Source organism: uncultured Roseibium sp. (genome assembly GCF_947496995.1).
Lineage (GTDB): Bacteria > Pseudomonadota > Alphaproteobacteria > Rhizobiales > Stappiaceae > Roseibium.
In genome coordinates this window covers 91,569-117,783 of the sequence record NZ_CANMFD010000008.1, presented here as the reverse complement: position 1 = coordinate 117,783, position 26,215 = coordinate 91,569, and the positions used below count along the sequence as shown (strand labels likewise).

The window sequence follows — 26,215 nt, the reverse complement described above, 5'->3', positions numbered from 1 at the left end:
TTGATCAGGACGCTAACACGTACTTTCTACAATAACAAATATTTTCGAAAATCCATGCATAGTGGAAAAGTCGCGGCGTTTATGGCCGCAGCTGGCTTCATCGCCGGTGCCCGGCAGCCCTATACTTCCGCCTCAACTCTGTTGGACAGGGTTCCGATTCCTTCGATCTCCACCTCGACGAAATCGCCCGGGTTCAAAAACTCTGGCGGCTTGCGCGTGATTCCGAAACCCGTACAGGTCCCGGTGACAATGACGTCACCGGCAACGAGTGGTGCGAAGGTCGAGATGTAGGCGATCAGGTAGGGAATATCGAAAATCATCCGCGCCGTGCTCGTGCGCTGCTTCTCGACGCCGTTCACCCGCGTTGTCAGCTGAAACCCGCGCTCATGAACGGGCAGGTCTTCGGCTTCTACCATCCAGGGGCCAAAGGCGCCGGTTCCGGTGAAGTTCTTTCCGGCGGTAAACTGGTGCGAGTGCTTCTGCCAGTCGCGGACACTGCCGTCGTTGTAGATTGAATAGCCGGCCACATGGGCCATGGCCTGTTCGGCTTGAATGTGTCGGCCAGCCTTGCCGATGATCACCGCCAGTTCGCCTTCAAAATCGAGACGTTCCGATTGGCTTGGCTGGATCAGGGGATCACCATCGGCGATTTGCGAGCACGGCAGACGCAGGAACAGGACGGGATACTCGGGTGTCCTGGCCGGGTCGCTGCCTGCCTCATGATAGTTCAGGGCTGCCATGACGATCTTGTCCGGGTTGGGTACCACCGGCAGCAACCTGACCTCATCGAAACCGAAGTCCGGCCCGGTGACACTGCCGGGAAGGTCCTTGGGCGACCCGGCGGTCAGGAAGGATCTGAGATCGGGGAAAAGTCCGGCAGAGCGGTTGCCCAGATCGGCTATGCCGTCGCCATGGACGATCCCCCAGGAGGACCGCTGATCCTTGATGAAAGAAACCAGTTTCATTCGCAACTCTTTCTATTTTCGAAAATATGTATATCTTGGAATATGCGGCCCGTTAAGAAAAACTTTGATATTTGTGCATGAGGCGTGTCTTTAGGGATATTCGAAGATCTGGCGGGTTGCCTGGACACAGCCGCGGGCTAGTCCTGTCGTCCAGGGTACGGAGCCCTTGAGACCGACTGAAATGTTTCCGGAACCGGGGCCGCATATGAAACGGAGTGCTGCTTGAAAAAGATCGCTGGAACGCGCAGCCAGAAACAAGCGAAAGCCGGGGATCCCTCCTCCGGTCAGGATGTCCTGTCGCGGCTGCGCAACGATATCGTAAGTAGTGTTTTCGAACCGGAGACCCGATTGAAGTTCGCGGACCTGACCGAACGCTACGATGTGGGAATCGGCACGTTGCGAGAGGGATTGTCGCAACTGGTGTCGGAAGGTTTCGTCACGCTGGAGGCTGGCAAGGGATTCAAGGTCGCTCCGGTTTCAGCCGAAGAACTGATCGAGATTACCGAGCATTTCATCAGTCTTGAAAAACGTGCGCTCCGCGATGCGATCGAGAATGGCGACGATGATTGGGAGGCTAATATCGTCGCGGTTCATCACCGTCTCAGTCTGATCGAGAGCCTCCCCTGGGAGGAGCGGATGACCCGGCATTCGGAATGGGTTCAGCGCCACCGGGACTTCCACGAGGCGCTGGTCGCGGCCTGCTCGGGACGGTGGCTGTTCAGGCTTCGCTCGATCATGTTCGACCAGCTCGATAGATACCGGTTTGTCACCAAGAGAGCGCCGGAAGGGCTCGGAGGACGAAAGTTCGAAGAACACTCCGAGATCATGGCCGCGACGCTGGCGCGCGACGCCGATCTGGCCTCGGAGCTGATTGAAAAGCACATAAGCGACACATCGGAACGTGCGATCAGGTTGCTCTGACCCGATCAAGATAATCGGTCTTTCGGCCCCACAATCGATTGCGATTGTGGGACCGTTTGTTTTTGAAACAGCCAGACACAATGACCGGAACAGGCCTATAGAGCGCTGACGCGTCAATCAGACCATCCCTGTCATCGCGGATAGATAGAATGTTGCCGCCCGGAAATTAATTCGAGGCGGCAAGCAGAATTGACTTTAGCCCCCTGTGCAATAGTACCAGAAGCCTTCAGTCATGGCGCTGTTGGTCCATGTCCAGCAAAGTGTCGGATCAGGCGGTGGCGGCGGTGTGTTCGCTGCAACGACGATCAGCGTTCCAAGGGTTACTCCGAATACGGTTCTTCCCCAGTATTGGCCGCGCCAACCTCTTGGACGGTTAACAACATTTACATTCACATTCCGGTTAATGGTGGTGTTGTTGTTTACATTCCGGTTGACGGTGTTTTTGTTTACGTTGCGATTGATGGTGTTTTTGTTCACATCGCGATTGATGTTTGTGTTCTTGTTAATGTTTGTATTCTTGTTTCTATTGTTGATATGCCTGTTTTCGGTGTTGTGGCCCGGCCGCTTTCTGTCAGAAATTTGCACAAGCTCGGAATGAACCGAACTTGTATCCGGCGCAGCGGCATATATCGAGGAATGGGCAAGAGGAGCTGCCGTCATCGCGACGGACTGTCCGATCCCCGCGCCGAAGAGGCTCAAGGCCATCATTGTTGCAGTTATCTTAGAAAGCTGCATATTTTGAAAATCTCCTGTATTCAAATTTTCGCTTCATAAACCCGCATTGCCCCTTTGGAGAGTTAATAGCACCCAAAGCGGTTGGCAAAGCCTTTTGGCATTTTAGGTTAGCACTGGCCATCGTACATTGGCGCATTGCTTCCCAGGGCGGTCGTTTTGTCTCCCGAAGACGCGATCTGACCATGCGCCTGTCACCGTTTTTCTGTCGCCAGCCTATCGTTTGGCGGTCGGCCAGGGTGGGGTTTTGCCAGCCTGCGACTTGTTCGTGGAACTTCGGGTTTCTCTGGATGAGAGCGGTCTCGTCCCGGCCCGCCGCCTCCAGCACATCGAAGAACGCAGGGAGGGCGAATGCGGCGTCGGCGCGGAGCCGCCGCCGGGTGATCGAAGGCCGGGCCTCAACGGATCAAATCAGCGTGATCATCCGTTCCAGACTGGCCATCGCCCGCACACCGTCGTGAATGTCCGGAGCGGCGGAAGTTTCCTGCCGGAAGGCCGAGGCGACATCGGCAATGAGGGCATTGTAGCCCTTGTGGTCTTCATTGGCCGCTGCGGTAAAGTTTGGGGTCCAGGACAGAGTGTCGGAGGTTTCCGACAAGGTTGCAGCCGGGTCGTCGGCCTTGAACGGCGGGTCGCGGTAGCAGGCGACGTTGATGACGTTGTCGACTTCCAGGCGGATGTGGTCGCCCATGATCTGGATAGCTTCCATCGGCGTGCCCCGGGACTGGACCGTGCCCATGACGATGGTACCGATCGCCCCGTTGCGGCATTCGAAATTGAGATGAAACAGCAGGTGTCCCGGTTCCGGCTCGATCTTGCGAAGCGCCATGTCGGCAAAGTCATCGCCCGCGAACCAGGGGATGAGGTCCATGTAGTGGACGCAGTGGTGAAGATAGAAACCGGTGTAGTCGACTTCGCCGGCAAAATAGGTCGGCGCGGTCATATAGGTGCCGGTAATGCCGAGCACCTTGCCGAAGTCGCCCTTGCGCAGGACATTGCCAGCGATCCGGTTGCCGGTCGAATAGCGTTTCATGAAGCCGACCAGAACCGGCTTGCCGGTGCGCTCGGAGGCTAATGCGATCTCCTGCGCGGCGGCGGTGTTCTTCGCCGGGGGTTTTTCAAGGAACACCGGCAGGCCGCGCTCAAGGGCCGCGATGGAGGCCACGTGGTGCAGATCGGGACCGACGGCCATGCCGATGGCATCCAGGCCCTTGTGGGCGATCAGCTCGCGATAGTCGCTGTAGACGGCTTCCGCGCCATACTGCCAGGCGGCGTTGGCGGCGGCGTCCTGATTGACGTCGCAGACGGCGGCAACGTTGATGCCGTTGCGACCAAGCTGGGGCATGAGCATTTGCGTTGCGTGGCGGCCGCAGCCGATCCATCCGATATTCAATGTCATTGGGCGGCCTCCGCCATGGCGAGGCAGGAGCGGACCAGCGCGAGCCCTGCCTGCAGTTTTTCGGTTTCGTCCTCACGCGGCGCGCGCCAGTGGGCGATTGGCAGGCCGACGCGGTCGTCGTTCCTGCGGAACGGTTCCAGGGACACGGGTCCGGTGTATCCGATGTCGGCAAGCGCCTTCATGATCGCGGGCCAGTCGAGATGGCCGGTGCCCGGGAAACCGCGATGGTTTTCATTGGCCTGGAAATGCACCACGCGCGGCCCGGCGGCCCGGATGGCGTCGGGAATCGACCGCTCTTCCATGTTCATATGGAACGTGTCGAGCACGATGCCGAGGCCGGGGTTGTCGACCCTGTCGCAGACTTCGATGGCCTGACGGGTGGTAGATACGATATCGGTCTCGAACCGGTTCAAGGCTTCAAGCGCAAAGACGCAGCCTGCCTCGGCCGCAAGAGGCGCAACCGCCGCCAGGCCTTCGACGGTTCTGTCCGCCCGCGTCTGAATCTGCCCGTCGGACCACGGGACCGGGGGGCGGCCCGCGAACACCATCGGCTCACCATAGAGCGGGCCGCCGATGATCCGGGCTCCGAGTGCAGACGCCACCTCGACGCAGCGTTTCAGATAGTCGATGCCGCCTTGTCTGGAGGCCGCGTCCTCGCCGGCAATCGATCGTTGCAGATTGACCCGAGCCGCCAGCACGACGTCGAGATCCGCGTCCCGCAGGGCATCGGCGGTCTCGCGCAGATCCAGATCGTCGTCCGGCTCGGGGACCAGAAGCTCGACAAAATCGAAGCCGAGGTCGCGGATGTGGCGGAAGAGGCCCAGATCGGCGCGGGTAAAGGGCCGCACGAATTGCATGGAAATGATGCCGACGGGGTTTTTCACGTTGAGTGCCTTTAGTGTTGTCATCCCTTGACCGCGCCCTGGGTGAGGCCGCTGATCAGGCGCTTCTGGACGATCAGGAACAGGATGGTCGCGGGCATGGCGCCGATGATGCCGCCGGAGGTCAGCAGACCCCATTCGACTTCGTATTCGCCGATGAGGGTCTGGATGGCGACAGTGATCGGACGGACGTTCCGCCCGCCGAGGGTGAGGGCGTAGAGGTATTCGTTCCACGCGGTGATGAAGATGTAGATGCCGGTGGCGATGATGCCCGGTGTGCACAGCGGCAGGACAACGCGCCACAGTGCGCCGAGCCGGGTGCAGCCATCGGTCATCGCGGCCTCGTCGAGGCTTTTCGGGATGCCGTTCATGTAGCTGGTCATCATCCACACGGAGAAGGGAATGGCGACCGTCGCATTGGCGATGATGAGTGCCAGGTGGGTGTCGAGAATGCCCAGAACGCGCATCATTACGAAGAGCGGCAGGATCAGCAGCACCACCGGGAACATGTTGATGATCAGGAACTGCAGCAGCAGGTAACGCTTGCCGCGGAAGGAGAAGCGGGAAAAGGAATAGGCGGCCGTCACGCTCAGGCTGAGTCCGACGACAACGGTTCCTGCCGCGATGATGAAGGAGTGCATCAGGTTGGTCAGGAAGCCGACTGTCGCAAACAGCCGGACGTAGTTCTCGAGCGTCGCGCCGACCAGGCTCGGTCCTTCGGTGAACAGCCGGCTCTCCGACGTCAGCGAGGTAAGCAGCATCCAAAGGTAGGGACCGAGCGTGAAGGTCAGGATGAGCAGCATGGGCACATCGACGATCAGGATCCGTTTCAGAAGGGATTTGCGTCCAACCATCAGTTCACGGACCTCCCTGCACGGCGGAGATAGACGATCACGAGCCCAAGAAGCATGAGCGTGAACAGGACGGCCAGCGATGAACCGTAGCCGAAGTCCAGATTGGTGCGTGCCTTGATGAAGGCGTAGAGCGGCAGGGTGTAGGTGGCGTAGCCTGGTCCGCCGCCGGTCATGACGTAGATGACGTCGATCGAGTTGGCGACCCATATGGTTCTCAGCAGCACCGCGGTCACCAGCACGCCGGAAATGCCCGGTAGAGTGATGTGCCAGAACTGGCGCAGCGCACCGGCCCCGTCCAGGGAGGCCGCTTCATAGTAACTCTTGGGGATCGATTGCAGACCGGCAAGGATCATCACTGCGAAGAACGGAAAGCCTTGCCAGGTGAGCGTCAGGATGATGGCATAGAGCGCGGTGTCGGGATCGGCGAGCCAGGGAACCGAGGCCTTGATCAAACCCAGGCGGAGCATGAACTCGTTCAGGATTCCGTAGTTGGCGTCGTAGATCCATACCCACATGAGGGCGATCACGACGCTCGGCAGTGCCCAGGGAATGATGATCAGGGCGCGGGCGAGGGGGCGCCAGGGGAACTGCTGATTGAGAAGCAGCGCCGTGGCGAGGCCGAGCAGAAGCTGCGCGGGGATCGTCACGGCGATCCAGATGATCGTGTGCCGCAGGGAAATCCAGAAAACCTCATCCTGCAGGGCAGCGGTGAAGTTCTTCAGCCCGACAAAGGTGAAGTCCTTCGGCTTCCAGAGGATGTAGTCGTGCAGACTCATCCAGGCCGCCTGGATCATCGGGAAGAACACGATGGCCAGCGTTACAAGGACGGCGGGCGAGAGCAGTGCGTAAGGGAGCACCTTTCGCGCAAGAGCCGCCCGGCCTGGCAGTCTGTCCGCCGGTTCGTTCATGGTGAGCATGGTCGAATTTCCACTCGGTGCGGGAGGTGTCTCCCGCACGCATTTCAAGTTTTCCGTCTGCCGTTTTCAGGCAAGTTCTGTTTGTGTCCCGGCTCCAAAAAAATGGCGGGCCCGGCAAGACAACGTGCCCGGCAAGGCCCGCCTGGGAGGAGTCAGGGATTATAGAGCTTGTCGATTTCGGCGTTCATCTGCTCGGCGGTGATTTCACCGGTCAGGGCACGCTGCATGTTCACCGGCCAGACCGTGTTCACGAAGTCGGAGGTTTCCGGCACGTTCGGCAGCAGGTTGGCGAAGGGCAGTGACTGCACCGTCGCGTCCACGAAGCGCTTCTCATGCAGGGTCCAGCCTTCGCTGTCGGTCTTGGTCACCGGCAACTGGCCGGTGGCCTTGTTGAACTCCGTGTTGTTGCCGGCTGTCGACAGGAAAGAAATCCACTTCCAGGCAGCATCCTTGTTTTCCGCTGTAGAGAAGACGGCCGTGGATTCATCGCCGAAGGACGTCCAGTGGCCGCCGCCGCATTCGGGAACGGGGGTTGCGGAAACGGCGTCGCCGAGCGCTTCGACCATGCCGTTGGACGAGCCGATGTGGTGGATCGTCATCGCGGTTTTGCCGGCCTTGAACGCGCCGGTGACTTCCTTGAAGCCATCATTGGGCGCGGAGGGCGGGAAGACCTTGTCCTTTTCGAAGAGGTCGACAACCCACTGGGTACCGGCGACGCCGGCATCGCTGGTGAGGCTTCCGGCCGAGAAATCGACATTGCGGGAAAGCACGAAGCTGCCCCAGTGATCGTGACCGCCCTTGCCGCCCCGGAAGCCGAAGCCGTAGACATCCGGCTGACCGTCGCCATCGGTGTCGCGGGTCAGCTTCATGGCCACGTCGCGGAACTCGTCGCAGGTCTTCGGCACTTCAAGGCCGAGTTCCTCGATCATGTCCTGCCGGTAATAGAGGTAGAGCACCACATACTGAATGGGCAGGTAATAGGACTTGCCGTCGGAAGCCTTGGTGAGGTTGAGGAGGTTGTCCTGCAGGTCGGCCTTGCCGTCCCAGGCGTCGATGCGGTCGCCGATCGGCTCCAGGGCGCCCATTTCCACCAGGCGCGGCTGGGCAAACATCTTCACCATCGCCGCGTCCGGCGCGTTGCCGGCAACAATCGAGGTGTAGAGATTGTCGTAATAGGAATTCCAGGGAATGTTCTCGGCTTCGATCTTGATGCCGGGATTTTCCTTCTCGAACTTCGCGACCAGTTCCGACATGGGATTGTCCGCATTGTCGAAATGATACCAGAAACGGACGGTTTCATCCGCATAGGCGGTTGCCGTTCCGGCGAGCAGTCCAACGGCCAGCGCGGCCGAAATGAGTTTTGACATTGTTTCCTCCACTTTATTTATGTCTTTGTTCAAGACCCCGTAAGTTCGCGAAAAGCCCTCCCGGCTTCCGCCGCAGCCTTGCGGGCCTCTGGTAGTTCAAGGCTCATTTGCATGAAGCCGTGGACGACGCCCGGATACAGTGTGTATGGGTCGGTCCTGCCGAGGCTGCGAAGTCGGCGGACCAGGTTTTCCGTATCCGAGCGAAGAGGGTCGATGGCTGCCGCGTTCAAAAACAACGGTGGCAGCTTGCGCAATTGTTCATCCGACGCCTGGAGCGGCGATACCAGCGGCGACATCCTGTCGGCCGCACCGGCCACATACCAGTCCCAGTAGCGCATCATCTTGGCCCGGGTCAGGCCGGGGCCGTCTTTCTGGCCGAGATAGGATGCGGTTTCGAAGTTCGCGTCATAAACGCCGTAGAACAGAAGGGCCGCATCCGGCGCGGGCAATTGTTCTTCCTGCAGCATGAGCAGCAGGGCTTGCGCGAGGTTGGCGCCGGCGCTGTCTCCGGCGAGCGCGCGCGGACCCGAACATGCGGCAAGATCCGGGTTCCCGGCCGTGACTGCGGCCCAGACAGACTTGCAGTCCATGAGACCGGCGGGGAAGGGCGCTTCGGGTGCGAGGCGGTAATCGAAGGTCAGCACATGGGCTCCGGCCTCCAGAGCCAGCAACCGCGCGGCGCGATCATGGGTCGCCATGCTGCAGAAGGCCCAGCCGCCGCCATGAACGAACATGATCAGGCCGTCCGCGTTTTCCGGGCTCATCAGGCGGCATTGGATCGAGTGTCCTTCCGGGGCTTCAATCGAAAGCTCCCGGACGGACATCTCTGGCAGGTCGCTGTTCCAGCGCGTGTTGGTCTGCTCGGCAAGTTCGCGGCCCTCGGGCGCGGGCAGAAGCGTCGGATCGCCGAGGCCGGAATCTTCTTTCGCCAGCCGATCGAGAATCCATTGCATGCGTTCCGTCGGGATCAGATCGGCGTCCGTGGGCATAAGACCGGTCATGATTTTTCCGGTCCCTTTTGCGCCTCGACGGACACGATGCTCGGTCCGAAATCGACGATGGTGGTGATGTGGTGGGACAGCGCCTCGACGGCTTCTTTCCGGTTTCCCGCCGCCAGAGCGTCGATGATGGTGACATGACGTTCGGCTGTTTCGACCAGACCCCGGTTCGGTTCGGAATTGAGGATCTTGTAGCGGTGGTTGTGTATCAGGCAGCGGCGCAGAATGGGCCGGACGCTCGGCATGTCCGCGGCATTGTAAAGATTGAGGTGGAAACTGCGATCGTGCAGGGAGAGCAGATATTCGTCTCCCGCCTTTGCCGCCTTGCGCATGGCGTCCAGATCCGCTTCCAGCTCCTTGCGCAGAAGCGGACCGAAGCGGTTCAGGACACGGACGACGCCGCGGCACTCGATGTCGTGGCGGATCAGGATCAGTTCATGCGCATCCTCGCTGCGGCTGTCCGCGACGAAGGTGCCCCGGTGCGGCAGGCGCTCCACCAGACCGTCCGTCTGCAGAGACATCAGCGCTTCGCGCACGGTGCTCTGGCTGCATTCGAACCGGTCGGCGAGTTCCAGTTCGAGAATTGCCGCCCTAGGGGGCAGGTTGCCCAGCATGATATCCTTCTGGATTTCCTCGAAGATCGCGTGGCTGCGCTTGGTGGCACGGCGGGGCTGCAGCCGGGACCGTCCGGGTTTGCCGTTTTCCTGATTGTCGAAGCTTTCCGCCGCCATGCCGGTCATGTACCACTTGAATATCGATAACGTTATCGATAATGTAGCGATAATGACGCGACGATGCAAGCGCAACCGTCGCGAGGAATGAAAAGCGGCTCCGCACCGCCGATGATCTTGGGAGAATGCGCCGATGTCATTGGGCGAGAAAACGGACCGGAAACAGAAGCGCTTGTCGCGCGGGAGGAAAATTTGGCCGCTATTCAGTTAGAGCAGATCGTGAAGAACTACGGTTCCTTCCAGGCGGTGAAGGGGATCGACCTGGAGGTGCGGGATGGTGAGTTCGTGGCCTTTGTCGGTCCGTCGGGCTGCGGCAAGAGCACCTTGCTGCGCATGATCGCGGGCCTTGAGGAAATAACCGGCGGCAAACTGCAGATCGACGGGACGGTGGTCAACGATCTTGAGCCAAAGGACCGCGATATCGCCATGGTGTTTCAGGACTACGCGCTCTATCCGCACATGTCAGTCGCCGACAACATCGGCTTCGGATTGAGGATGCGGGGAATGAGCGCGGAAGAACGACGCCGGCAGGTCGAGGAGGCCGCGGATATCCTGCAGATCACCGCGCTTCTGGACAGGAAACCGGGTCAGCTTTCCGGCGGCCAGCGCCAGCGCGTGGCGATGGGGCGGGCGATTGTCCGAAGACCCAAGGTGTTCCTGTTCGACGAACCGCTTTCAAACCTCGACGCCAAGCTTCGCGTCGACATGCGCACGCAGATCAAGCGGCTGCACAGCCTCTTGAAAACCACGATGGTCTATGTGACGCACGACCAGGTGGAGGCGATGACGCTGGCTGACCGTGTCGTCATTCTCAAGGATGGCGAGGTGGTTCAGCAGGGCGCTCCGGTGGATGTCTACACCCTTCCCGAAACGCGGTTTGTCGGCGAGTTCATCGGCTCGCCGAAGATGAACATCCTGGAAGCGAAATCGGCTGTGCAGGGTGGAGAAAACGCGGCACTCATCGGCGAGATGCGCATACCGCTGGGACAAAGGCAGCTCGCCGAAGGCCGGGACATCCTGTTCGGTGTGCGCCCGGAGCACCTGATCCGCTGCGCCACTGATGAGGCCATGTTCCACACCACGGTCGATGTGCTGGAGCCGCTCGGCTCCGACACGATGGTGATCTGCATGCTGGACAATCAGGAGATCACCGCCCGGCTTGCGCCCGATCCCTCTCTCCGTCCCGGTACACGGCTCGATCTGAAGGTCAAGCCGGAGGACATCCACCTTTTCGACGCGGCAACCGGCACGCGGATCTGATCCGGGTTCCGATCCCGCTTCTCGCATGCAGCCCCCGCTCAGATCCTGAAAATGCCGATACTCTTTGGGCGCTTCGGGATCTGAGCGAATGGCACTGTCTTCAGCGGCCGACGGCGTAGGCCTGCATCAGCCGGGGGGTCGCACCCGCCTTCAGGGTTCCGTCCGCCTCGCGTTTCGCGGCGGTCAGCCTGCCGATGCTCCAGTCCCCTGAAACCTCGATCGAATGGCCCCGTGCCCTCAATTCGGCAATCGTGCTGTCGCTGAAATTGCCCTCGGCCATCAGATGGCCCGGCTGGCGCTGGCGCGGGTGGAAGGATGTCGGAAAATGGGTGGTGTGGAAGAGCGGCAGGTCGATGGCTTCCTGCAGGTTGAGCCCGTGATGGACGAGGCGCAGGAACAAGGAGAGCTGCCACTGGTCCTGCTGGTCGCCGCCCGGCGTGCCGAAGGCGAGCGTCGGCCGGCCTTCGTGGAATGCAAGGCTCGGCGTCAGCGTGGTGCGCGGGCGCTTGCCCGGTGCCAGGCTCGCAGCCAGACCTTCTTCCAGCCAGAACATCTGTGCTCTTGAATTGAGGCAGAAGCCGAGTGCCGGGATGACCGGAGACGATTGCAGCCAACCGCCCGACGGCGTCGCCGCCACCATGTTGCCCCAGCGGTCGATGATGTCGAGATGCACCGTGTCACCGCGCCGCTCCGACAGGTGCGCCATGGTCGGTTCATACAGCCCGGTTTCGGCGATCCCGGCCCGGTCGATCACCGCCATGCTTCGGGCGACCTGGTCCTCATAGCCGGGAAGCGTGCCGGGGCGCAGGTCGAAAGAGGCGCGGTCGGAGATCAGGCTGCGGCGGGCGGAATTATAATCTTCGCCCAGAAGTTGGAGAAGCGGCACGTCGATGAAGTTCGGATCGCCGTAGTAAACCTCGCGGTCTGCATAGGCGAGTTTCATGGCTTCGGTGACGTGGTGGACGAAATCGGGTCCGGCCGGATCCATCGCGCCGATGTCGATACCGCGCAGAAGGGCGAGCGATTGCAGGAGCACCGGTCCCTGACCCCAGGGGCCTGTCTTGGCGACGGTCCAGTCGTGATAGTCGTCCGTCAGAGGGTCTTCGTAGGAGGCCTGCCAGTTCGCCAGATCGTCAGGGGTGAGGACACCCTTGTGCCGACTGCCGGAGCCGTCCATGACCTCGGTGCTCTCCAGGAAAGTTCCGATCTCCTCAGCGATGAAGCCGCGGTAGAAGCAGTCCCGCGCCGCGTCGATCTGCTGTTCGCGTCCGCTTTTGCTTTCAGCCTCGTCAAGCAGACGTTTCCAGGTTGCCGCCAGAACGGGGTTGCGGAACATCTCGCCGGCCTGGGGAACGTGGCCGCCCGGAACCCAGGTCTCAAAGGATGTCGGCCATTCCTTTTCGAAAAACTCGCTGAGCCCGCCGATGGTCGAAGCCGTGCCGCGCAGCATGGGCTGGCCGTGTTCAGCGTAGTAGATCGAGGGTTCCAGAACGTCACGAAGGCTCAGCGTGCCCCGGTCGCGCAGCATGAGCATCCAGCCGTCGAATGCGCCGGGAATGACGGTCGACAACAGACCGTTGCCGGGGATGAGGGACATGCCTTCGGATTTGTAATGGGCGATGGTTGCCCCGGCCGGCGCCGGGCCTTGGCCGCAAACGACCTTTGTCTCGTTTCTTTGCGCATCGTGGAAGATGATCGGCAGATCCCCGGCGGGACCGTTCAGATGCGGTTCGAGAACCTGCAGGACGAGGCCGGTCGCGACCGCCGCGTCAAAGGCGTTGCCGCCTTTTTCCAGGATGCTCATGCCAACGGCGCTGGCAATCCAGTGGGTCGAGGTAACGACACCGAAGGAGCCGGTAATTTCGGGGCGTGTTGTGAAAGTCGTCATAATTTACTCATTCGGGTTGAAAAAACTGTCTCAAGTCTCGCGCGGGTCGAGGGCATCGCGCAGGCCGTCGCCGAGCAGGTTGAAGCCGAGCACGACGAGGAAGATCGCCGCGCCCGGCCACCAGGCCATCCACGGTGCCTGGGTCATGAAGTTCTTGGCGACGTTCAGCATCGATCCCCAACTGGGCGCGGGGGCTTGCTGGCCGAGCCCCAGGAACGAAAGGCTGGCCTCGGCGATGATCGCGGTCGCCACGGTCAGCGTGGCCTGAACGAGGATCGGGGCGAGGACATTTGGGAGAATGTAGCGGCCCATGATGGCGGTGTGGGTGAGACCGACGGCGCGGGCACCTTCCACGAAGTCCTCGGTTTTCACGGCGAGCACCTGCCCGCGTGTGAGCCTGACGAAGATCGGCACGGCGGACAGGCCGATGGCGATCATCGCGTTGGTCAGGCTCGGTCCGAGAAACGCGGCGAGCGCGATGGCCAGGATCAGAAAGGGCGTGGCGAGCAGCGCATCGGTGACCCGCGAAATCGCCTGGTCGGTCCAGCCGCCAAAATAGCCCGAGATCAGGCCGAAGGGCACGCCGACCAGCACCGCGATGAAAACGGAGACGACACCTGCCAGCAGCGAGGCCTGTGCGCCCCAGATCATGCGCGAGAGGATATCCCGGCCGATCTCGTCGGTGCCCAGCCAGTGAGCGGCAGAAGGCGCCTTGCGGACCGCGCTCCAGCTTGTGGCCAGGGGATCGTCGATCGGCAGGATCGGCGCGGCCAGCGCAATGATGATGAAGAAGGCGACGATCAGCAGACCGAACTGGGCGCTTCTGTTGACCTTCAGCTTCTTCCAGGCGCGGTTTTCTGGCTTGACGGTCTCTTCTGCCGGGTCGGCGGCTGAGATCACGGCGCTCACAGGCTGCTCCTCATGCGCGGGTTGAGAAGGAAATAAAGGACGTCGGCGACAAGATTCATCAGGATGAAGCCGGCGGCGGTGCACATGACGACCCCCTGAACCACGGCATAGTCGCGGGTGAAGACCGCATCGACGATCAATTTGCCGAAGCCGGGGATAGTGAATATCTGCTCTGTCAGAACCGCGCCGGCAAGCAACTCGCCGAAGAGGAGCGCGCTGAGGGTGACGATAGGCAGCAGCGCATTGCGGAAGGCGTGTTTCAAAATGACGGTATGTTCCAGCAGGCCCTTGGCTCTCGCGGTGCGCACATAATCGGCTTTCAGGACGCCGAGCATGGCGGAGCGGGTATGGCGCATCAGCGTTGCGGCCAGGGCGGTGCCCAGAACGAAGGCGGGCATGATCATGGTCTGGAAGGATTTCGCCGGATCTTCGAAGGGCGATACGTAGCCCGACGCCGGCAGCCAGCCCAGATGGACGGAGACCAGCATGATCAGCATGATCCCGAGCCAGAAGTTGGGGATCGAAAGGCCGGAAAGTGCGATGAAGTTGGCGATGTAGTCGACGGCTGTGCCTTTTTTGACGGCGGAGAGAATTCCGGCCGGAATACCGATCACGAAGGCGATGATCATGGCCATCACGGCGAGCTGGATGGTGACCGGCAGCTTGTCGCCGATCAGGTCCAACACCGGTTGGCGGGTCCTGAGGGAAATGCCGAGATCGCCCTGCAGCATGGCTTTCATCCAGTAGAAATACTGCATGATGATCGGATCGTTGAGACGGTACTTTTCGCGAATGAACGCGAGCATCTCGGGATCGCGTTCCTCGCCCGCCAGCACGAGTGCCGGATCGCCGGGCAGCAGTTTCTGCAGCACGAAGACGAAGATCGACACCAGGATGAGCGTCGGTATGGCGATGAGCAGCCGGCGCGCAATGTAGGACAGCATTCAGGCACTACCCGGTTTGAAGCGGACCCCGGCGAGGCGCCGGGATCCGCGGTTGGTGTGGATTATTTGAACTTGACGTTCTCGAGGCGGATCATGCCGTCCGGATAGGGGGTGAAACCTTCCATCTTGCCGGAAAGCGCCCAGATCCAGGTCGGGTGATAGAGATAGATGATCGGCAGTTCGTCGATCAGGATATCGCGTGCCGCATCGTATTTGGCCTTGCGGGCGGCCGTGTCGGTGCTCGTGCGGGCCTCATCCAGAAGCTTGTCGACTTCCGGAATACAGACCTTGGAGTCGTTGATGCCACCCTTGCAGGTCATGAACTGGTGGATGTTGCCGTCCGGGTCGACACGGCCCGACCAACCGACCTGGCTGCCCTGGTAATTGCCGGCGGACTGGTCCGCCAGAAGGCTGGCGAATTCCATCGTCTTCAGCTTGACGTTGAAGCCGGCTTCCGCAGCCATCGACTGCACCACCTGCATCATCTGGGTCTGGACCGGGTTGTTGGCGACCTGGATCTCCACATCGAGGCTGTCATAACCGGCTTCCTTCAGGAGCGCCTTGGCCTTTGCCACATCGCGGGCCGGAACCGGGTGGTCCTTGTCGTACCAGGGGCTGGTCGGCGGGAAAGGCTGGTTGCCGGGAGCGAAGGCGCCTTCGAAGACCACCTGGTTGATGGCGTCCCGATCAAGCGACAGGTTGAAGGCCTGGCGGATCTTCGGGTCGTTGCCAAAAGGATTGTCGCCCTTCTCGCCGTTGTTGATGTTGACGGTGATGCCCTGATAGCCAAGGCTGACCGCTTCCGCATAGGAGAGATCCGCATCCCCCTTGACGGAGGCGACGTCGGTGGCGGCCAGCCGCTCAAGCATGTCCAGGTCGCCGGAGCGCAGGTTTGCAAGGCGCACGGTCGTGTCCGGGATCGGAAGGAAAGTCACCGTGTCGAAGTTGATGGCGTCGGCGTTCCAGTATCCGTCGTATTTGCCGAGCACGATGCGGTCCTGCTGAACGCGTTCGACGAATTTGAACGGGCCGGAACAGACCGGATTGTTGCCGAAATCCACGCCAGCTGCTTCCGCGGCTGTGGGGGACATCATCATGCCGGAACGGTCGGCAAACTGTGCGAGCAGCGTCGCGTCTGGGGCCGTCAGGTTGAACTTGACCTGCAGCGGTCCGGAAACGTCCACGCTCTCGATGGACTTGACCTCGCTCTTGCGGCGGCTTTCCGGCATGTTTTTCGAGCGCTCGATATTCGCCTTGACGGCCTCGGCATCGAACGGCGTGCCGTCATGGAAAGTGACGCCTTCGCGCAGGTCCATGGTCAGGACCTTGCCGTCATCGGACCAGCTCCAGCCGGTCGCGAGCTGCGGAATGATCTCGAGGTCCGGTGTGATGTCGACCAGTTTGTCGCATAGCGACGCATAGACGATACGGCCGACAAACGTCCGGGACTGATCGGGATCGAGCACATCGGCATCGTCCTGAAGACCGATGCGCAGATCGGCCGCATGGGCCGCCGTTGCCAGGGTTGTCGCGCTCAGCAGCAGTGCTGCCAGGAATTGCTTACGCATTGTTGTGACTCCTCTCGGAAAGCTTGATTTGAGTTTCTGTTGCGGCCGTGACCGGCTCTTGTCGTTGACTTTTCTCGCGAAACAGCGCGAAACGCTTTTCCGCGTTTTCGCTCCTTGGAGGCTCACGGACGGAGCCTTGCGAATTCTCTGCGATTTTCTCCCAATGATGGCAGGCGACCATCCGGGCACCGCCGGCGTCGCTCAGAACCGGCTTTTCCGTGCCGCACAGGCTGGTCGCATGCGGGCAACGGGGATGAAAGCGGCAGCCTGACGGAGGGGCGAGCGGCGAGGGCACGTCGCCCGTCAAGGATACGTCCATGGACCGGCCATGGGGCGAGGCAATCGGGATCGCCCGCATAAGCGCTTGCGTATAGGGATGCAGCGGCTTGTCATAAAGCGGGTCATTGGGCGCCAGTTCGACGATTTCGCCGAGATACATCACGGCGATGCGGTCGCTCATGTGCCGGATGACGGCCAGGTCATGGGCGATGAGGACCAGCGTCAGGTCGAATTCGGCCTTCAGATCCTCCAGGAGATTTATGACCTGGGCCTGCACGGAGACATCAAGCGCGGAGACCGGTTCGTCGCCGACAATCACTTTCGGGCCGCTGGCCAAAGCCCGCGCGATGCCGATGCGCTGGCGCTGGCCACCGGAAAACTCATGCGGATAACGGTTGGCGAAAGCCGCGCGGAGGCCGACCTTCGTCAAAAGGTCCGCCACTTTCAAGCGCCGTTCCTTGCGCGACAGCGACGTGTGGACCTTCATCGGCTCCTCGATCAGCGCACCGACGGTCATGCGCGGATTGAGCGAGGAAAACGGATCCTGGAAGACGAACTGAAGATCCTTGCGCAGGCGGCGCATCTCCGGTTCTGAAAGGGACGAGATGTCATTGCCCTCATAGAGCACCGCGCCCTCGGATGCCGGCAGCAGCCGCACCAGAAGACGGGCAAGCGTGGACTTTCCGCAGCCGCTTTCCCCGACAATCGAGAAGGTTTCTCCGCGCCGGATGTCCAGAGACACTTCATTGACGGCGCTGACGGAGACAGAGCGGCCAAACAGGCCTTTGTTGCTGGTAAACCGCTTGGTGAGCGAGCGCGTCTCGATGATCCTGTCGCGGGTCGGCAGCTTCATGATCCGGCCTCCTGCAACACGGTCGCGGGGAACGCGGTTTCCAGCGGCGCGTAATGGCAGGCGGCCCGGTGGGAGGGGCCGAGTTCGTCAAGGGGCGGCGGCGAGGTCTTGCAATTCGCCTGTGCAAAGGGACATCGGGGCGTGAAGCGACATCCCGAAGGCATGTGATCGATTGTCGGCACCATGCCGCCGATCGTTGCAAGCCTGCCGGAGCGCGGGCCGACGGAAGGCACGGAGCTCATCAGCCCGATCGTATAGGGGTGCTGGGGATCGTCGAAGATGGATTCCACCGGTCCGTCCTCGACAATGTGGCCGGCGTACATGACGCAGACCCTGTCGGCGATTTCCGCGACAACGCCCAGGTCGTGGGTGATCATGACGAGAGCCGTTCCGGTTTCCTTCTGAAGCTCTTCGATCAGATCGATGATCTGGGCCTGGATGGTAACGTCCAGCGCGGTGGTCGGCTCGTCTGCAATCAACACGGCCGGATCATTGGCAAGGGCCATGGCAATCATGACCCGCTGGCGCATGCCGCCGGAAAGCTCGTGCGGGTAGTCGTCCAGGCGGCTGGAGGCGGCGGGGATCTTCACCCGGTCGAGCATCTGCAGCGCGCGTTGCAGTGCCTCGGCCCGGGTCACGTGCTTGTGGCGCAGCACGACCTCGGCAATCTGGTCGCCGATCTTGTAGGACGGATTGAGCGAGGTCATCGGTTCCTGGAAGATCATCGAGATCGTGTTGCCGCGCAGATCCGCCATGGCGCGCTGCGAGAGTTCGAGCAGATCGCGATCGCCGAACATGGCCGTGCCCGACATGATCTGTGCGACGGACCGGGGGAGCAGTCCCATGAGCGACAGGGCGGTGACCGACTTGCCGCAACCGCTCTCACCGACAATGCACAGGGTCTCGCCCGGGCGGACGGCGAAGGAGATGCCGTCGATGATGTTGGCCGGCGCGCCCTTGAAGCGCAGCGCGAGATTTTCGACGCTCAGAACCGGAGTGGCGTTCAGGTCAATGGCCTTCGACATCGGCCACCTCTGTCGCGTTCTGGTAGAGAAGGCGCTGCTGGAGGGCCAGAAGATGGCTGCGCATGGCTTTTTCCGCCGAGATCGGGTCGCGGCTCTCGATGGCCTTGATGATGTCGACGTGCTGGGACTTGTAGAGCGTCATCGCGTCGTTGGTCCGGAGCGCTTCGCGCACATGGCGCCAAGCGGCATCCTGCCGGACCCGGTCGACCACATCGAACAGCGCCAGGAAGAGTGTGTTCTTGGCGGCGCGCGCAATGGCCCGGTGGAGCGCGCTGTCCCAGAGTTCGCGGCCGTCCATGTCCTCGGCCTTGCCGAGGCGGTCGGCAACGTCGCGCATGGCGGCGATATCCGCTGCATTGGCCCGCAAAGCTGCCAGGCGGGCAAGGACAGGTTCTATCTGCAGCCGGACTTCCATCACTTCGAGCATGTTGGAATTTTCGTGCAGGGAGAGGATCTGCTTTTCCGGGTGGGCGGGTTCGCTGCCGATGAAGGTTCCGGCCCCCTGCCGCCGCCAGATCTTGCCTTCCGTTTCAAGCACTTCCAGCGCGCGCCGCACCGCCCTGCGACCGACGCCGATGGTTTCGGACAGTTCGCGCTCGGTGGGAACCTGCTCGGCTCCTTCGGCCGTCAGCTGATCGACGATGATCCTGAGCCGCTCGAGAGCCATGCTGGAATTCCGCTGCGAAGGCTTTTCCGTTTCGTTCATGCCACACCAATGTGAACCAATTTTAATTGGTGTCATTATTGTTGGGAAATCTCCGGTGCGCAACCCACCATAGTGCGGCTTTCGGCAGCGCATCTGGTTTGGTCCAGGCCGAATTCCTTGAATGAATCTCAGCTGAGTTTCTGCGGTGTTTATGAGTTATTATATTGTTATATATGAGTAAAATTTGACTATCGGGCTTCTGCTTCTTCCCCCGTTTGTTGGCAGGCCGTGGATGCTGCCTGAAATTTATGCGATGGAACAAATTTTAATCGGTCACCTAAAAACCGAAATTTTTAATGCTGGTGCGCAAGGAAATTTCGAAAATGCCAGAAAAATGTCCAAACTATTCTGGTCGGCAGGTGTCAATAGCCTATATATTTCAAGGTAATTGTTCGGTTATGAGGTTTCCGGGCAAGGGAGGCGATAACTAAATGATTGGTTCGCTTCGGATATCTCTTGTCAGGAAATGCGAATGGTCACGTTTTGAGCGTGCCGGATCTTTGGGCGTTGGGGCAATTGACAAGAGTTTTGTCTTCGGCAATCCTTCAAGGCACATAGCGGCATCCGTTCAGCCGCATGGCAACCGCGCCCCGATCTGTCGCAGCTGATACCTGCGGGTCGGGGTTTTTTTGTGCCCGGCCGTAATAGCGCGTTCCTGAAGCGGCGGACCGGTGGAGTTGAAGGTGAACATGGCTTTGAGGGAAATTCCGGTCGGCGTCCTGTTTTCGAAATCCGGATCCTATTCCGTGATCGGTCAGGAAGGCTATTGGGGTGCGCGGATCGCCATAGATGAGATCAACGCCTCCGGGCAGTTCGATTTCCGCTTTCTGAGGGTGGACGGCGAGCCTGCTGGCCTGGCTGAGAACTATGCTGTGGAGGCGGACCGGTTGATGCGTGAGGCCGGATGCCGCCACATCGTCGGCACCCAGACCTCCTCCAGCCGCAAGGAAGTCCTCCCGGTTCTGGAGCGCGGGCGCGGATTGCTCTGGTACACGACGCCCTACGAGGGCTTCGAGAGCCATGACCGGGTCGTCTATACGGGGGCCTGTCCGAACCAGGGGGTCGTTCCGCTCTTTCGCCACATCGTGCCGGAGTACGGCCGCGATGCCTTCCTGGTCGGTTCGAATTACATCTGGGGCTGGGAAACCAATCGCATCGCCCGCGAACTTCTGGCCGGTTGCGACGGCGAAGTGCTCGGCGAGAGATATGTCGCCATCGGTGACGAGAATATCGCTCATCTGATCGCGGAAATTCGCGAAAAACGACCTTCCTTCATCTTCAACAACCTGATCGGCGTCAGCAGCTACGCGTTCCTGCGCGCCATGAAAGACCTGGCCGCTGAAGATCCGGCCTTCGCGCCGAACCGCTGTCCGATCCTGAGCTGCAACCTGACCGAGGCGGAACTGCCGGTTCTGGGCGCGGCGGCCGACGGCCTGATTTCCACCTCGACCTATTTCGAAACTCTGGAAACACCTGAAAACGCGGCCCTGCGCACACGTCTTGAGGGAATGCGCGGTCCGGAGGCGGGGATATCCTCCATGTTCGTCGGGCCATATGAGGCGGTCTGGCTTCTGGCGCGGGCGATCGACGCCTGCGGAAGCGATCATCCGGACGACGTGCTGGTGGAGCTTTGCCGTCAGTCTCACAAGACCCCTCTCAGGGACATCCGCATCGATCCGCAAACCCAGCATGCCCACCTGCAGCCGTTGATCGCGGTGGTGGAAGCAGGTGGCCATTCGGGCGGCGGCGGGACTGGAAGATCGCGGTTCCGCATTATTGAGAAGACGCCCGGACCGCTGGCGCCGGATCCCTATCTCGTTCATTACGATCCGCTGGACACAGGCGTTGCAGGTCGCCCGGGAGGCTCCGCGCGAATGCCCGCTCCCGAGGCCGGCAACACCCCGAAGCTGAGGCTGGTGTCGTCATGAGCAATCTGTTCCGCACCCCCAGTTTCCGAGGCTGGTCCGCCAGCATCCTGCACAAACCGCATGCGGACCGCGACGCCGTCTGCCGTCAGCTCGACCGTCTCGGTGTGGAGATTTCGACTGCATGGCCGGAACTGCCGGCTGAGGCCGAACAGGCGGACCTTCTCATATTCGACGCCGATGCCGGCCATGACGCACAGTTTCCCTGGCCGGTCGATGCCCATCCGATGCCGATGATCGCCTTGATGGGAACCGAAGCGCCCGGACGCGTTGAATGGGCAATCCGGCGTGGGGCCATCGCCCATCTCAACAAGCCGGTCACGTCAAGTGGTGTGTATGGCGCGCTGGTCGTCGCGCAGCGGACCTTTGCCATGCGCCGTGCTTCCGAGGAACGCATCGCCACGCTGGAGGCGCGGCTTGCCTGCCGGCCGCAGGTCGCGGAGGCCATTCTTCTGCTCATGCAGCATCAGGACGGCGATGCGGAAACGGCCTACCGTCTGCTGCAGGACATGGCGATGAAGAGCCGCCAGACCATCGAGGCCGTGGCCGGGGATCTGATCGAGCGCGCGGGAGGGCAGAATGACGGCCGACGCGAAGCCTGAAATCCTCCCGGTTGCCGCTGCCGACCTGCCTCGCGGCGTGATGTGGCGGCTGGTTCGGAGAAAACTTGCGCTTTTTGCCATGATCGTGATCGGGATCATTGTCGGGGCGGCGCTGTTCGCTCCGCTGGTCGCGCCCTTCAATCCGGAGGAGCAATTCTTCGAGGGTCTGACCCTCGAAGGCGCGCCGCTGCCGCCGGGCGAGAGGTTCTGGCTCGGCACGGATCTTCTCGGCCGGGACCTGCTGTCGCGGCTGATCTACGGCGCCAGAACGTCGCTCATCATCGGGATCGTGGCGAACGGTATCGCCGTGGTCGTCGGTGCCTTCGTCGGCATTCTCGCCGGTTTCTTTCGCGGCTGGGTGGAAACGCTGCTGATGCGGTTCACCGACCTGATGATGGCCTTTCCGGCGCTTCTTCTGGCCATCACCCTGGCCGCGATCTTCCAGCCCTCGCTGTGGATCGTCGCCATGGTCATCGCCATGGTGAACTGGGTGCAGATGGCGCGTGTCGTCTACACGGAAACCAGGTCGCTTTCGGAGCGGGAATTCATTCTCGCCGAGCGGGCGATGGGAGCCGGACTGTTCCGCATCCTGTTCCGTCACATTCTTCCGCACCTTTTGTCCACCATCGTGGTCTTCGGAACGCTCGGCATTTCCACGACCGTGCTTCTGGAGGCAACGCTCAGCTATCTGGGTATCGGCGTGCAGCCGCCGACCCCTTCCTGGGGCAACATCATCTACGAGAACCAGACCTATTTCACCTCCGCGCCCTGGCTGGTGTTCTTCCCCGGCTTTGCGATTATCGCCCTGGCGCTGGGCTTCAATCTGCTGGGTGACAGCTTGCGGGAAGTGCTCGACCCGACCCAGAAGGGGAGGCACTGATCATGGGCGGTTATGTCCTGCGGCGCGTTCTGCAATCGCTGCTCATCCTGCTCGGGATTTCGTTCCTGACATTCATCCTCTTGTACCTGATCCCGGCGGATCCGGCGCGGCAGATCGCGGGCCGCAGCGCAACGGCTCAGACGGTGGAAAACATCCGCGAGCAACTGGGTCTCAATTTGCCGTTCTACCAGCAGTATTTTCGCTATCTGACGGGCCTTTTGCAGGGCGATCTCGGGCGGTCCTACCTGCAGAAGACGGAAGTCGGCGAACTGATCCGCTCACGCCTGCCTGCCACCCTCCTGCTGATGGCAGGGGCGATCATAAGTGAACTTGCCATCGGCCTGACCATGGGGATCGTTGCAGCCCTTCGTCGCAACACGGCGACGGATACGAGCCTCATGGTGCTTTCCTTCGTCGGCGTTTCCTCACCGCAATTCGTGATCGGCATCCTGCTTCTCTATGTGTTCTCCGTGCAGCTCGGCTGGTTTCCGATTGGCGGCTACGGGACGTTCCGGCACATGGTCCTGCCGTCCCTGACGCTCGGTCTGTTGGGCGCCGGCTGGTATTCGCGCATGATGCGCTCGTCGATGATCGACGTGCTGCGCCAGGATTTCATCCGCACGGCGCGGGCCAAGGGCCTGAAGCGCTGGCAGGTGCTGTTCGGCCATGCCATGCCGAACGCGCTGCTGCCGGTCATCGCGATGATCGGCATCGATATCGGCCTGTTCATGAGCGGCATTGTCGTCGTGGAAAGCGTTTTCGGCTGGCCGGGCATCGGACAGCTCGCCTGGCAGGCCATCCAGCGCGTCGACATCCCGATCATCATGGGCGTCACGCTCGTCTCCGCATTCGCGATCGTTCTCGGAAACTTCCTTGCCGACCTGATCGTGCCCCTCATTGATCCGAGGATCAAGCTGCGCTGATGCGCGGTAAGAATGCCGGGAAATCCGCCGACAGAGCGGGCCGGCGAAATCACCTGAACCTGGAGGTTTGATCATGAATAGAACACTTCTGGCAGGGGCTGCCGCCCTACTTGCCGCCACGGCTCTCACACCCGCGCAGGCGGATGACATCAAACAGGGTGGGTCGATGATCGTCACCTACAAGGACGATGTCTCCACGCTCGATCCGGCAATCGGTTACGACTGGCAGAACTGGTCGATGATCAAGAGCCTGTTTGACGGTCTGATGGACTACGAGCCGGGCACGACCAATCTGATGAACGACCTTGCCGAGGACTACTCGATTTCCGACGATGGCAAGGTCTTCACCTTCAAGCTGCGCGAAGGCGTCAAGTTCCACAATGGCCGCGAACTGACTGCGGAAGACGTCAAATACTCCCTCGACCGGGTTACCAATCCCGAAACCCAGAGCCCGGGCGCCGGTTTCTTCGGCTCCATCAAGGGCTTTGACGCCGTTGCTGCCGGCGACGCCGACAGCCTTGAAGGGGTGACGGTGGTCGATCCTTATACGGTGAAGATCGAACTCTCCCGTCCGGACGCGACGTTCCTGCACGTGATGGCGATCAACTTCTCGTCCATCGTTCCCAAGGAGGCCGTCGAGGAATGGGGTGCCGATTTCGGCAAGCATCCGGTCGGCAGCGGCGCGTTTTCGCTGGAGGAGTGGACACTCGGACAGCGCCTGGTGTTCAAGCGCAACGAGGACTACTGGCGTGCCGGTGTGCCCAAGCTCGACGAGATCACGTTCGAGGTCGGCCAGGAGCCGATTGTCGCCCTTCTGCGCCTGCAGCGCGGCGAAGCCGATATTCCGGGTGACGGTATCCCGCCGGCGAAGTTTCTCGAAGTCACCAAGGATCCGCAATACAAGGACCTGATCATCGAGGGTGGCCAGTTGCACACCGGCTATGTCACCATGAACGTGAAGATGCCGCCGTTCGACAAGCCGGAAGTGCGCAAGGCCGTCAACATGGCGATCAACAAGGATCGCATCGTGCGCATCATCAACGGCCGTGCCGTTCCGGCCAACCAGCCGCTGCCGCCGACCATGCCGGGCTACGACAACAACTACGAAGGTTACGCCTTCGATCCGGACGCCGCGAAAGCACTTCTGGCCGAGGCTGGCCTCGGTGACGGGTTCGAGACGGAACTCTATGTCTACAACACCGATCCGAACCCGCGTATCGCCCAGGCCATCCAGGCGGATCTTGCCGCTATCGGCATCAAGGCCGAAATCAAGGCACTGGCCCAGGCCAATGTCATCGCAGCCGGCGGCGAACCCGATCAGGCGCCGATGATCTGGTCCGGCGGCATGGCCTGGATCGCCGACTTTCCGGATCCGTCCAACTTCTACGGACCGATCCTCGGCTGCGCCGGCGCGGTCAAGGGCGGCTGGAACTGGTCCTGGTACTGCAACGAGGAGCTGGACGCGCTGGCAACGGCTGCCGACAGCATGACGGACCCGGCCCAGAAGGCCGAGCGCGAGGAAGCCTGGCGCAAGATCTTCATTGCGGTGATGGATGACGCGGCCTGGGCGCCGGTCTTCCACGAACAGCGTTTCACGATGCGGTCCGAGCGGCTGGGTGGTCCTGACGCCATCTTCGTCGATCCGGTCCACATTCCCGTCAACTACGATTATGTATGGGCGAAAGATGTGCAGTAACTGCAAGGCCGCTTACACCATTCACGCGGCACAGCATCACTTCGGCTGGGACAACTCGTTTGCCCCGGCCGAGACGGTGGCTCCCGGTACGGTGCTCGAATTCGAGTGCCTCGACAGTTCCGCGGGGCAACTGACGCCGGAAAGCACCGTCCAGGACGTCGCGAACCTGGATTTCGGCAAGATCAACCCGGTCAATGGCCCCATCCGTGTGGATGGGGCCGAGCCGGGCGATGCGCTGGTCGTGAAGATCCTTGAATTCAAGCCGTCCGGTTTCGGCTGGACGGCCAATATTCCCGGCTTCGGTCTGCTGGCCGACCAGTTCAAGGATCCGGCGCTGCACGTCTGGTCCTACGACAAGGACAAGCCGGTCACGTCCGCCTTCGCACCTTTCGGCAAGGTGCCGCTCAAACCCTTCGCCGGGACGATCGGCGTCGCGCCGGCAGAGGCTGGACTGCATTCCATCGTGCCCCCACGGCGTGTTGGCGGAAACATGGATATCCGCGATCTTGCCGCCGGAACGACGCTTTACCTGCCGATCGAGGTCGCGGGTGCGTTGTTTTCCATCGGCGATACCCATGCCGCCCAGGGCGATGGCGAAGTCTGTGGCACGGCCATCGAGAGCCCGATGAACACGGTGATCGAACTGGATCTGATCAAGGGCGCGGACCTGAAGATGCCGCGTTTCGAGACGCCGGGCCCTGTCACCCGGCATCTGGATGAAATGGGCTACGAGGTCACGACCGGGATCGGCACCGATCTCTTCGCGGGCGCCCAGGCGGCCGTGTCGAACATGATCGATCTGCTGTGCGCCCGCCACGGCTACAGTGCGGTCGATGCCTACATGCTGTGTTCGGTGTGCGGCGATCTGAGGATCTCGGAAATCGTCGATGCACCGAACTGGGTCGTGTCCTTCTATTTCCCGAAGGTCGTGCTCCAGTAGTCATATCCGGGCGGCGGTCATGCGGCTGCCGCCCGCCTCATGAAGCCCCGTT

Annotated in this window: 24 protein-coding genes; 8 read left to right on the top strand and 16 right to left on the bottom strand. The window is 61.2% G+C overall.

The annotated features are described in order from the left end of the window. Positions 1-119: 119 nt before the first annotated feature. On the bottom strand, positions 120-965 hold the full coding sequence (locus Q1B40_RS23590) for a fumarylacetoacetate hydrolase family protein (protein WP_299820620.1): 846 nt from the start codon (positions 963-965) through the stop codon (positions 120-122). Between the two features lie 222 nt (positions 966-1,187). Between Q1B40_RS23590 and Q1B40_RS23585 the strand changes: the two genes are divergently transcribed. Next, positions 1,188-1,886, top strand: a complete 699-nt coding sequence (locus Q1B40_RS23585; protein WP_299820617.1) for an FCD domain-containing protein — start codon at positions 1,188-1,190, stop codon at positions 1,884-1,886. A 195-nt stretch (positions 1,887-2,081) separates the two neighbouring features. On the opposite strand, the gene Q1B40_RS23580 is transcribed toward Q1B40_RS23585, so the two are convergent. The 8 genes from Q1B40_RS23580 to Q1B40_RS23545 all read right to left on the bottom strand — a co-directional run bounded on the left by Q1B40_RS23580 (position 2,082) and on the right by Q1B40_RS23545 (position 9,774). Further along, the gene (locus Q1B40_RS23580; RefSeq protein ID WP_299820614.1) at positions 2,082-2,621 is read right to left on the bottom strand and encodes a hypothetical protein; all 540 of its coding nucleotides are present in this window, start codon (positions 2,619-2,621) and stop codon (positions 2,082-2,084) included. Positions 2,622-3,024: 403 nt separating this feature from the next. Continuing rightward, positions 3,025-4,017, bottom strand: coding sequence for a Gfo/Idh/MocA family oxidoreductase (locus Q1B40_RS23575; protein ID WP_299820611.1), 993 nt, complete (start codon positions 4,015-4,017; stop codon positions 3,025-3,027). Continuing rightward, complete coding sequence (locus tag Q1B40_RS23570) at positions 4,014-4,925, bottom strand: sugar phosphate isomerase/epimerase (protein ID WP_299820608.1); 912 nt, start codon at positions 4,923-4,925, stop codon at positions 4,014-4,016. The genes Q1B40_RS23575 and Q1B40_RS23570 overlap by 4 nt, the downstream gene beginning before the upstream one ends. Further along, the gene (locus Q1B40_RS23565) at positions 4,922-5,755 is read right to left on the bottom strand and encodes a carbohydrate ABC transporter permease (RefSeq protein ID WP_367279192.1); all 834 of its coding nucleotides are present in this window, start codon (positions 5,753-5,755) and stop codon (positions 4,922-4,924) included. Before Q1B40_RS23565 ends, Q1B40_RS23570 begins: the two co-directional genes overlap by 4 nt. Beyond that, complete coding sequence (locus Q1B40_RS23560) at positions 5,752-6,669, bottom strand: carbohydrate ABC transporter permease (RefSeq protein WP_103222915.1); 918 nt, start codon at positions 6,667-6,669, stop codon at positions 5,752-5,754. Before Q1B40_RS23560 ends, Q1B40_RS23565 begins: the two co-directional genes overlap by 4 nt. A gap of 152 nt (positions 6,670-6,821) precedes the next feature. After that, the gene (locus Q1B40_RS23555; protein ID WP_299820598.1) at positions 6,822-8,036 is read right to left on the bottom strand and encodes a sugar ABC transporter substrate-binding protein; all 1,215 of its coding nucleotides are present in this window, start codon (positions 8,034-8,036) and stop codon (positions 6,822-6,824) included. 29 nt (positions 8,037-8,065) lie between these two features. Further along, entirely contained in the window at positions 8,066-9,037 is a 972-nt protein-coding gene (locus Q1B40_RS23550; protein ID WP_299820595.1) for an alpha/beta hydrolase, read from the bottom strand. Further along, complete coding sequence (locus Q1B40_RS23545; protein ID WP_299820592.1) at positions 9,034-9,774, bottom strand: GntR family transcriptional regulator; 741 nt, start codon at positions 9,772-9,774, stop codon at positions 9,034-9,036. Before Q1B40_RS23545 ends, Q1B40_RS23550 begins: the two co-directional genes overlap by 4 nt. A 183-nt stretch (positions 9,775-9,957) precedes the next feature. Here Q1B40_RS23545 and Q1B40_RS23540 point away from each other — a divergent pair, with 183 nt between their 5' ends. Next, positions 9,958-11,025: an ABC transporter ATP-binding protein gene (locus Q1B40_RS23540; protein WP_299820589.1), complete on the top strand. Its 1,068-nt coding sequence runs from the start codon at positions 9,958-9,960 to the stop codon at positions 11,023-11,025. A gap of 100 nt (positions 11,026-11,125) precedes the next feature. On the opposite strand, the gene Q1B40_RS23535 is transcribed toward Q1B40_RS23540, so the two are convergent. The 7 genes from Q1B40_RS23535 to Q1B40_RS23505 all read right to left on the bottom strand — a co-directional run bounded on the left by Q1B40_RS23535 (position 11,126) and on the right by Q1B40_RS23505 (position 19,197). Then, on the bottom strand, positions 11,126-12,913 hold the full coding sequence (locus Q1B40_RS23535) for a gamma-glutamyltransferase family protein (RefSeq protein ID WP_299820587.1): 1,788 nt from the start codon (positions 12,911-12,913) through the stop codon (positions 11,126-11,128). A gap of 30 nt (positions 12,914-12,943) precedes the next feature. Further along, positions 12,944-13,822 (bottom strand): ABC transporter permease, encoded by an 879-nt coding sequence (locus Q1B40_RS23530; RefSeq protein WP_299820584.1) that lies wholly within the window; start codon positions 13,820-13,822, stop codon positions 12,944-12,946. Next, the gene (locus Q1B40_RS23525) at positions 13,819-14,766 is read right to left on the bottom strand and encodes an ABC transporter permease (protein ID WP_299820581.1); all 948 of its coding nucleotides are present in this window, start codon (positions 14,764-14,766) and stop codon (positions 13,819-13,821) included. Before Q1B40_RS23525 ends, Q1B40_RS23530 begins: the two co-directional genes overlap by 4 nt. A 62-nt stretch (positions 14,767-14,828) precedes the next feature. Continuing rightward, a complete protein-coding gene (locus tag Q1B40_RS23520; protein ID WP_299820567.1) occupies positions 14,829-16,334 on the bottom strand; it encodes an ABC transporter substrate-binding protein in 1,506 nt (501 codons plus the stop codon). Beyond that, positions 16,327-17,466 (bottom strand): ABC transporter ATP-binding protein, encoded by a 1,140-nt coding sequence (locus Q1B40_RS23515; RefSeq protein WP_299820564.1) that lies wholly within the window; start codon positions 17,464-17,466, stop codon positions 16,327-16,329. Before Q1B40_RS23515 ends, Q1B40_RS23520 begins: the two co-directional genes overlap by 8 nt. After that, a complete protein-coding gene (locus Q1B40_RS23510; RefSeq protein ID WP_299820561.1) occupies positions 17,463-18,491 on the bottom strand; it encodes an ABC transporter ATP-binding protein in 1,029 nt (342 codons plus the stop codon). Before Q1B40_RS23510 ends, Q1B40_RS23515 begins: the two co-directional genes overlap by 4 nt. Continuing rightward, positions 18,475-19,197, bottom strand: a complete 723-nt coding sequence (locus tag Q1B40_RS23505; RefSeq protein ID WP_299820558.1) for a FadR/GntR family transcriptional regulator — start codon at positions 19,195-19,197, stop codon at positions 18,475-18,477. Before Q1B40_RS23505 ends, Q1B40_RS23510 begins: the two co-directional genes overlap by 17 nt. 689 nt (positions 19,198-19,886) lie before the next feature. Here Q1B40_RS23505 and Q1B40_RS23500 point away from each other — a divergent pair. The 6 genes from Q1B40_RS23500 (at position 19,887) to Q1B40_RS23475 (ending at position 26,163) form a co-directional block, all read left to right on the top strand. Then, positions 19,887-21,125 (top strand): transporter substrate-binding protein, encoded by a 1,239-nt coding sequence (locus Q1B40_RS23500; protein ID WP_299820555.1) that lies wholly within the window; start codon positions 19,887-19,889, stop codon positions 21,123-21,125. Further along, positions 21,122-21,724 carry an ANTAR domain-containing response regulator gene (locus Q1B40_RS23495; protein ID WP_299820552.1) on the top strand — a complete coding sequence of 201 codons (603 nt, stop codon included), beginning with the start codon at positions 21,122-21,124 and terminating at the stop codon, positions 21,722-21,724. Before Q1B40_RS23500 ends, Q1B40_RS23495 begins: the two co-directional genes overlap by 4 nt. Beyond that, the gene (locus Q1B40_RS23490) at positions 21,702-22,604 is read left to right on the top strand and encodes an ABC transporter permease (protein WP_299820549.1); all 903 of its coding nucleotides are present in this window, start codon (positions 21,702-21,704) and stop codon (positions 22,602-22,604) included. Before Q1B40_RS23495 ends, Q1B40_RS23490 begins: the two co-directional genes overlap by 23 nt. A gap of 2 nt (positions 22,605-22,606) precedes the next feature. Beyond that, complete coding sequence (locus tag Q1B40_RS23485) at positions 22,607-23,527, top strand: ABC transporter permease (RefSeq protein WP_299820546.1); 921 nt, start codon at positions 22,607-22,609, stop codon at positions 23,525-23,527. A 73-nt stretch (positions 23,528-23,600) separates the two neighbouring features. Beyond that, the gene (locus tag Q1B40_RS23480; RefSeq protein WP_299820542.1) at positions 23,601-25,223 is read left to right on the top strand and encodes an ABC transporter substrate-binding protein; all 1,623 of its coding nucleotides are present in this window, start codon (positions 23,601-23,603) and stop codon (positions 25,221-25,223) included. Further along, positions 25,213-26,163 (top strand): acetamidase/formamidase family protein, encoded by a 951-nt coding sequence (locus tag Q1B40_RS23475; protein WP_299820539.1) that lies wholly within the window; start codon positions 25,213-25,215, stop codon positions 26,161-26,163. The genes Q1B40_RS23480 and Q1B40_RS23475 overlap by 11 nt, the downstream gene beginning before the upstream one ends. Positions 26,164-26,215: the final 52 nt, after the last annotated feature.

Coding starts and splice junctions, on each gene's coding strand:
- Q1B40_RS23590 (WP_299820620.1), bottom strand. CDS start 965: ATGAAACTGGTTTCTTTCATCAAGGATCAGCGGTCCTCCTGGGGGATC.
- Q1B40_RS23580 (WP_299820614.1), bottom strand. CDS start 2,621: ATGCAGCTTTCTAAGATAACTGCAACAATGATGGCCTTGAGCCTCTTC.
- Q1B40_RS23575 (WP_299820611.1), bottom strand. CDS start 4,017: ATGACATTGAATATCGGATGGATCGGCTGCGGCCGCCACGCAACGCAA.
- Q1B40_RS23570 (WP_299820608.1), bottom strand. CDS start 4,925: ATGACAACACTAAAGGCACTCAACGTGAAAAACCCCGTCGGCATCATT.
- Q1B40_RS23560 (WP_103222915.1), bottom strand. CDS start 6,669: ATGCTCACCATGAACGAACCGGCGGACAGACTGCCAGGCCGGGCGGCT.
- Q1B40_RS23555 (WP_299820598.1), bottom strand. CDS start 8,036: ATGTCAAAACTCATTTCGGCCGCGCTGGCCGTTGGACTGCTCGCCGGA.
- Q1B40_RS23550 (WP_299820595.1), bottom strand. CDS start 9,037: ATGACCGGTCTTATGCCCACGGACGCCGATCTGATCCCGACGGAACGC.
- Q1B40_RS23545 (WP_299820592.1), bottom strand. CDS start 9,774: ATGACCGGCATGGCGGCGGAAAGCTTCGACAATCAGGAAAACGGCAAA.
- Q1B40_RS23535 (WP_299820587.1), bottom strand. CDS start 12,913: ATGACGACTTTCACAACACGCCCCGAAATTACCGGCTCCTTCGGTGTC.
- Q1B40_RS23525 (WP_299820581.1), bottom strand. CDS start 14,766: ATGCTGTCCTACATTGCGCGCCGGCTGCTCATCGCCATACCGACGCTC.
- Q1B40_RS23520 (WP_299820567.1), bottom strand. CDS start 16,334: ATGCGTAAGCAATTCCTGGCAGCACTGCTGCTGAGCGCGACAACCCTG.
- Q1B40_RS23515 (WP_299820564.1), bottom strand. CDS start 17,466: ATGAAGCTGCCGACCCGCGACAGGATCATCGAGACGCGCTCGCTCACC.
- Q1B40_RS23510 (WP_299820561.1), bottom strand. CDS start 18,491: ATGTCGAAGGCCATTGACCTGAACGCCACTCCGGTTCTGAGCGTCGAA.
- Q1B40_RS23505 (WP_299820558.1), bottom strand. CDS start 19,197: ATGAACGAAACGGAAAAGCCTTCGCAGCGGAATTCCAGCATGGCTCTC.
- Q1B40_RS23500 (WP_299820555.1), top strand. CDS start 19,887: ATGGCTTTGAGGGAAATTCCGGTCGGCGTCCTGTTTTCGAAATCCGGA.
- Q1B40_RS23495 (WP_299820552.1), top strand. CDS start 21,122: ATGAGCAATCTGTTCCGCACCCCCAGTTTCCGAGGCTGGTCCGCCAGC.
- Q1B40_RS23490 (WP_299820549.1), top strand. CDS start 21,702: ATGACGGCCGACGCGAAGCCTGAAATCCTCCCGGTTGCCGCTGCCGAC.
- Q1B40_RS23485 (WP_299820546.1), top strand. CDS start 22,607: ATGGGCGGTTATGTCCTGCGGCGCGTTCTGCAATCGCTGCTCATCCTG.
- Q1B40_RS23480 (WP_299820542.1), top strand. CDS start 23,601: ATGAATAGAACACTTCTGGCAGGGGCTGCCGCCCTACTTGCCGCCACG.
- Q1B40_RS23475 (WP_299820539.1), top strand. CDS start 25,213: ATGTGCAGTAACTGCAAGGCCGCTTACACCATTCACGCGGCACAGCAT.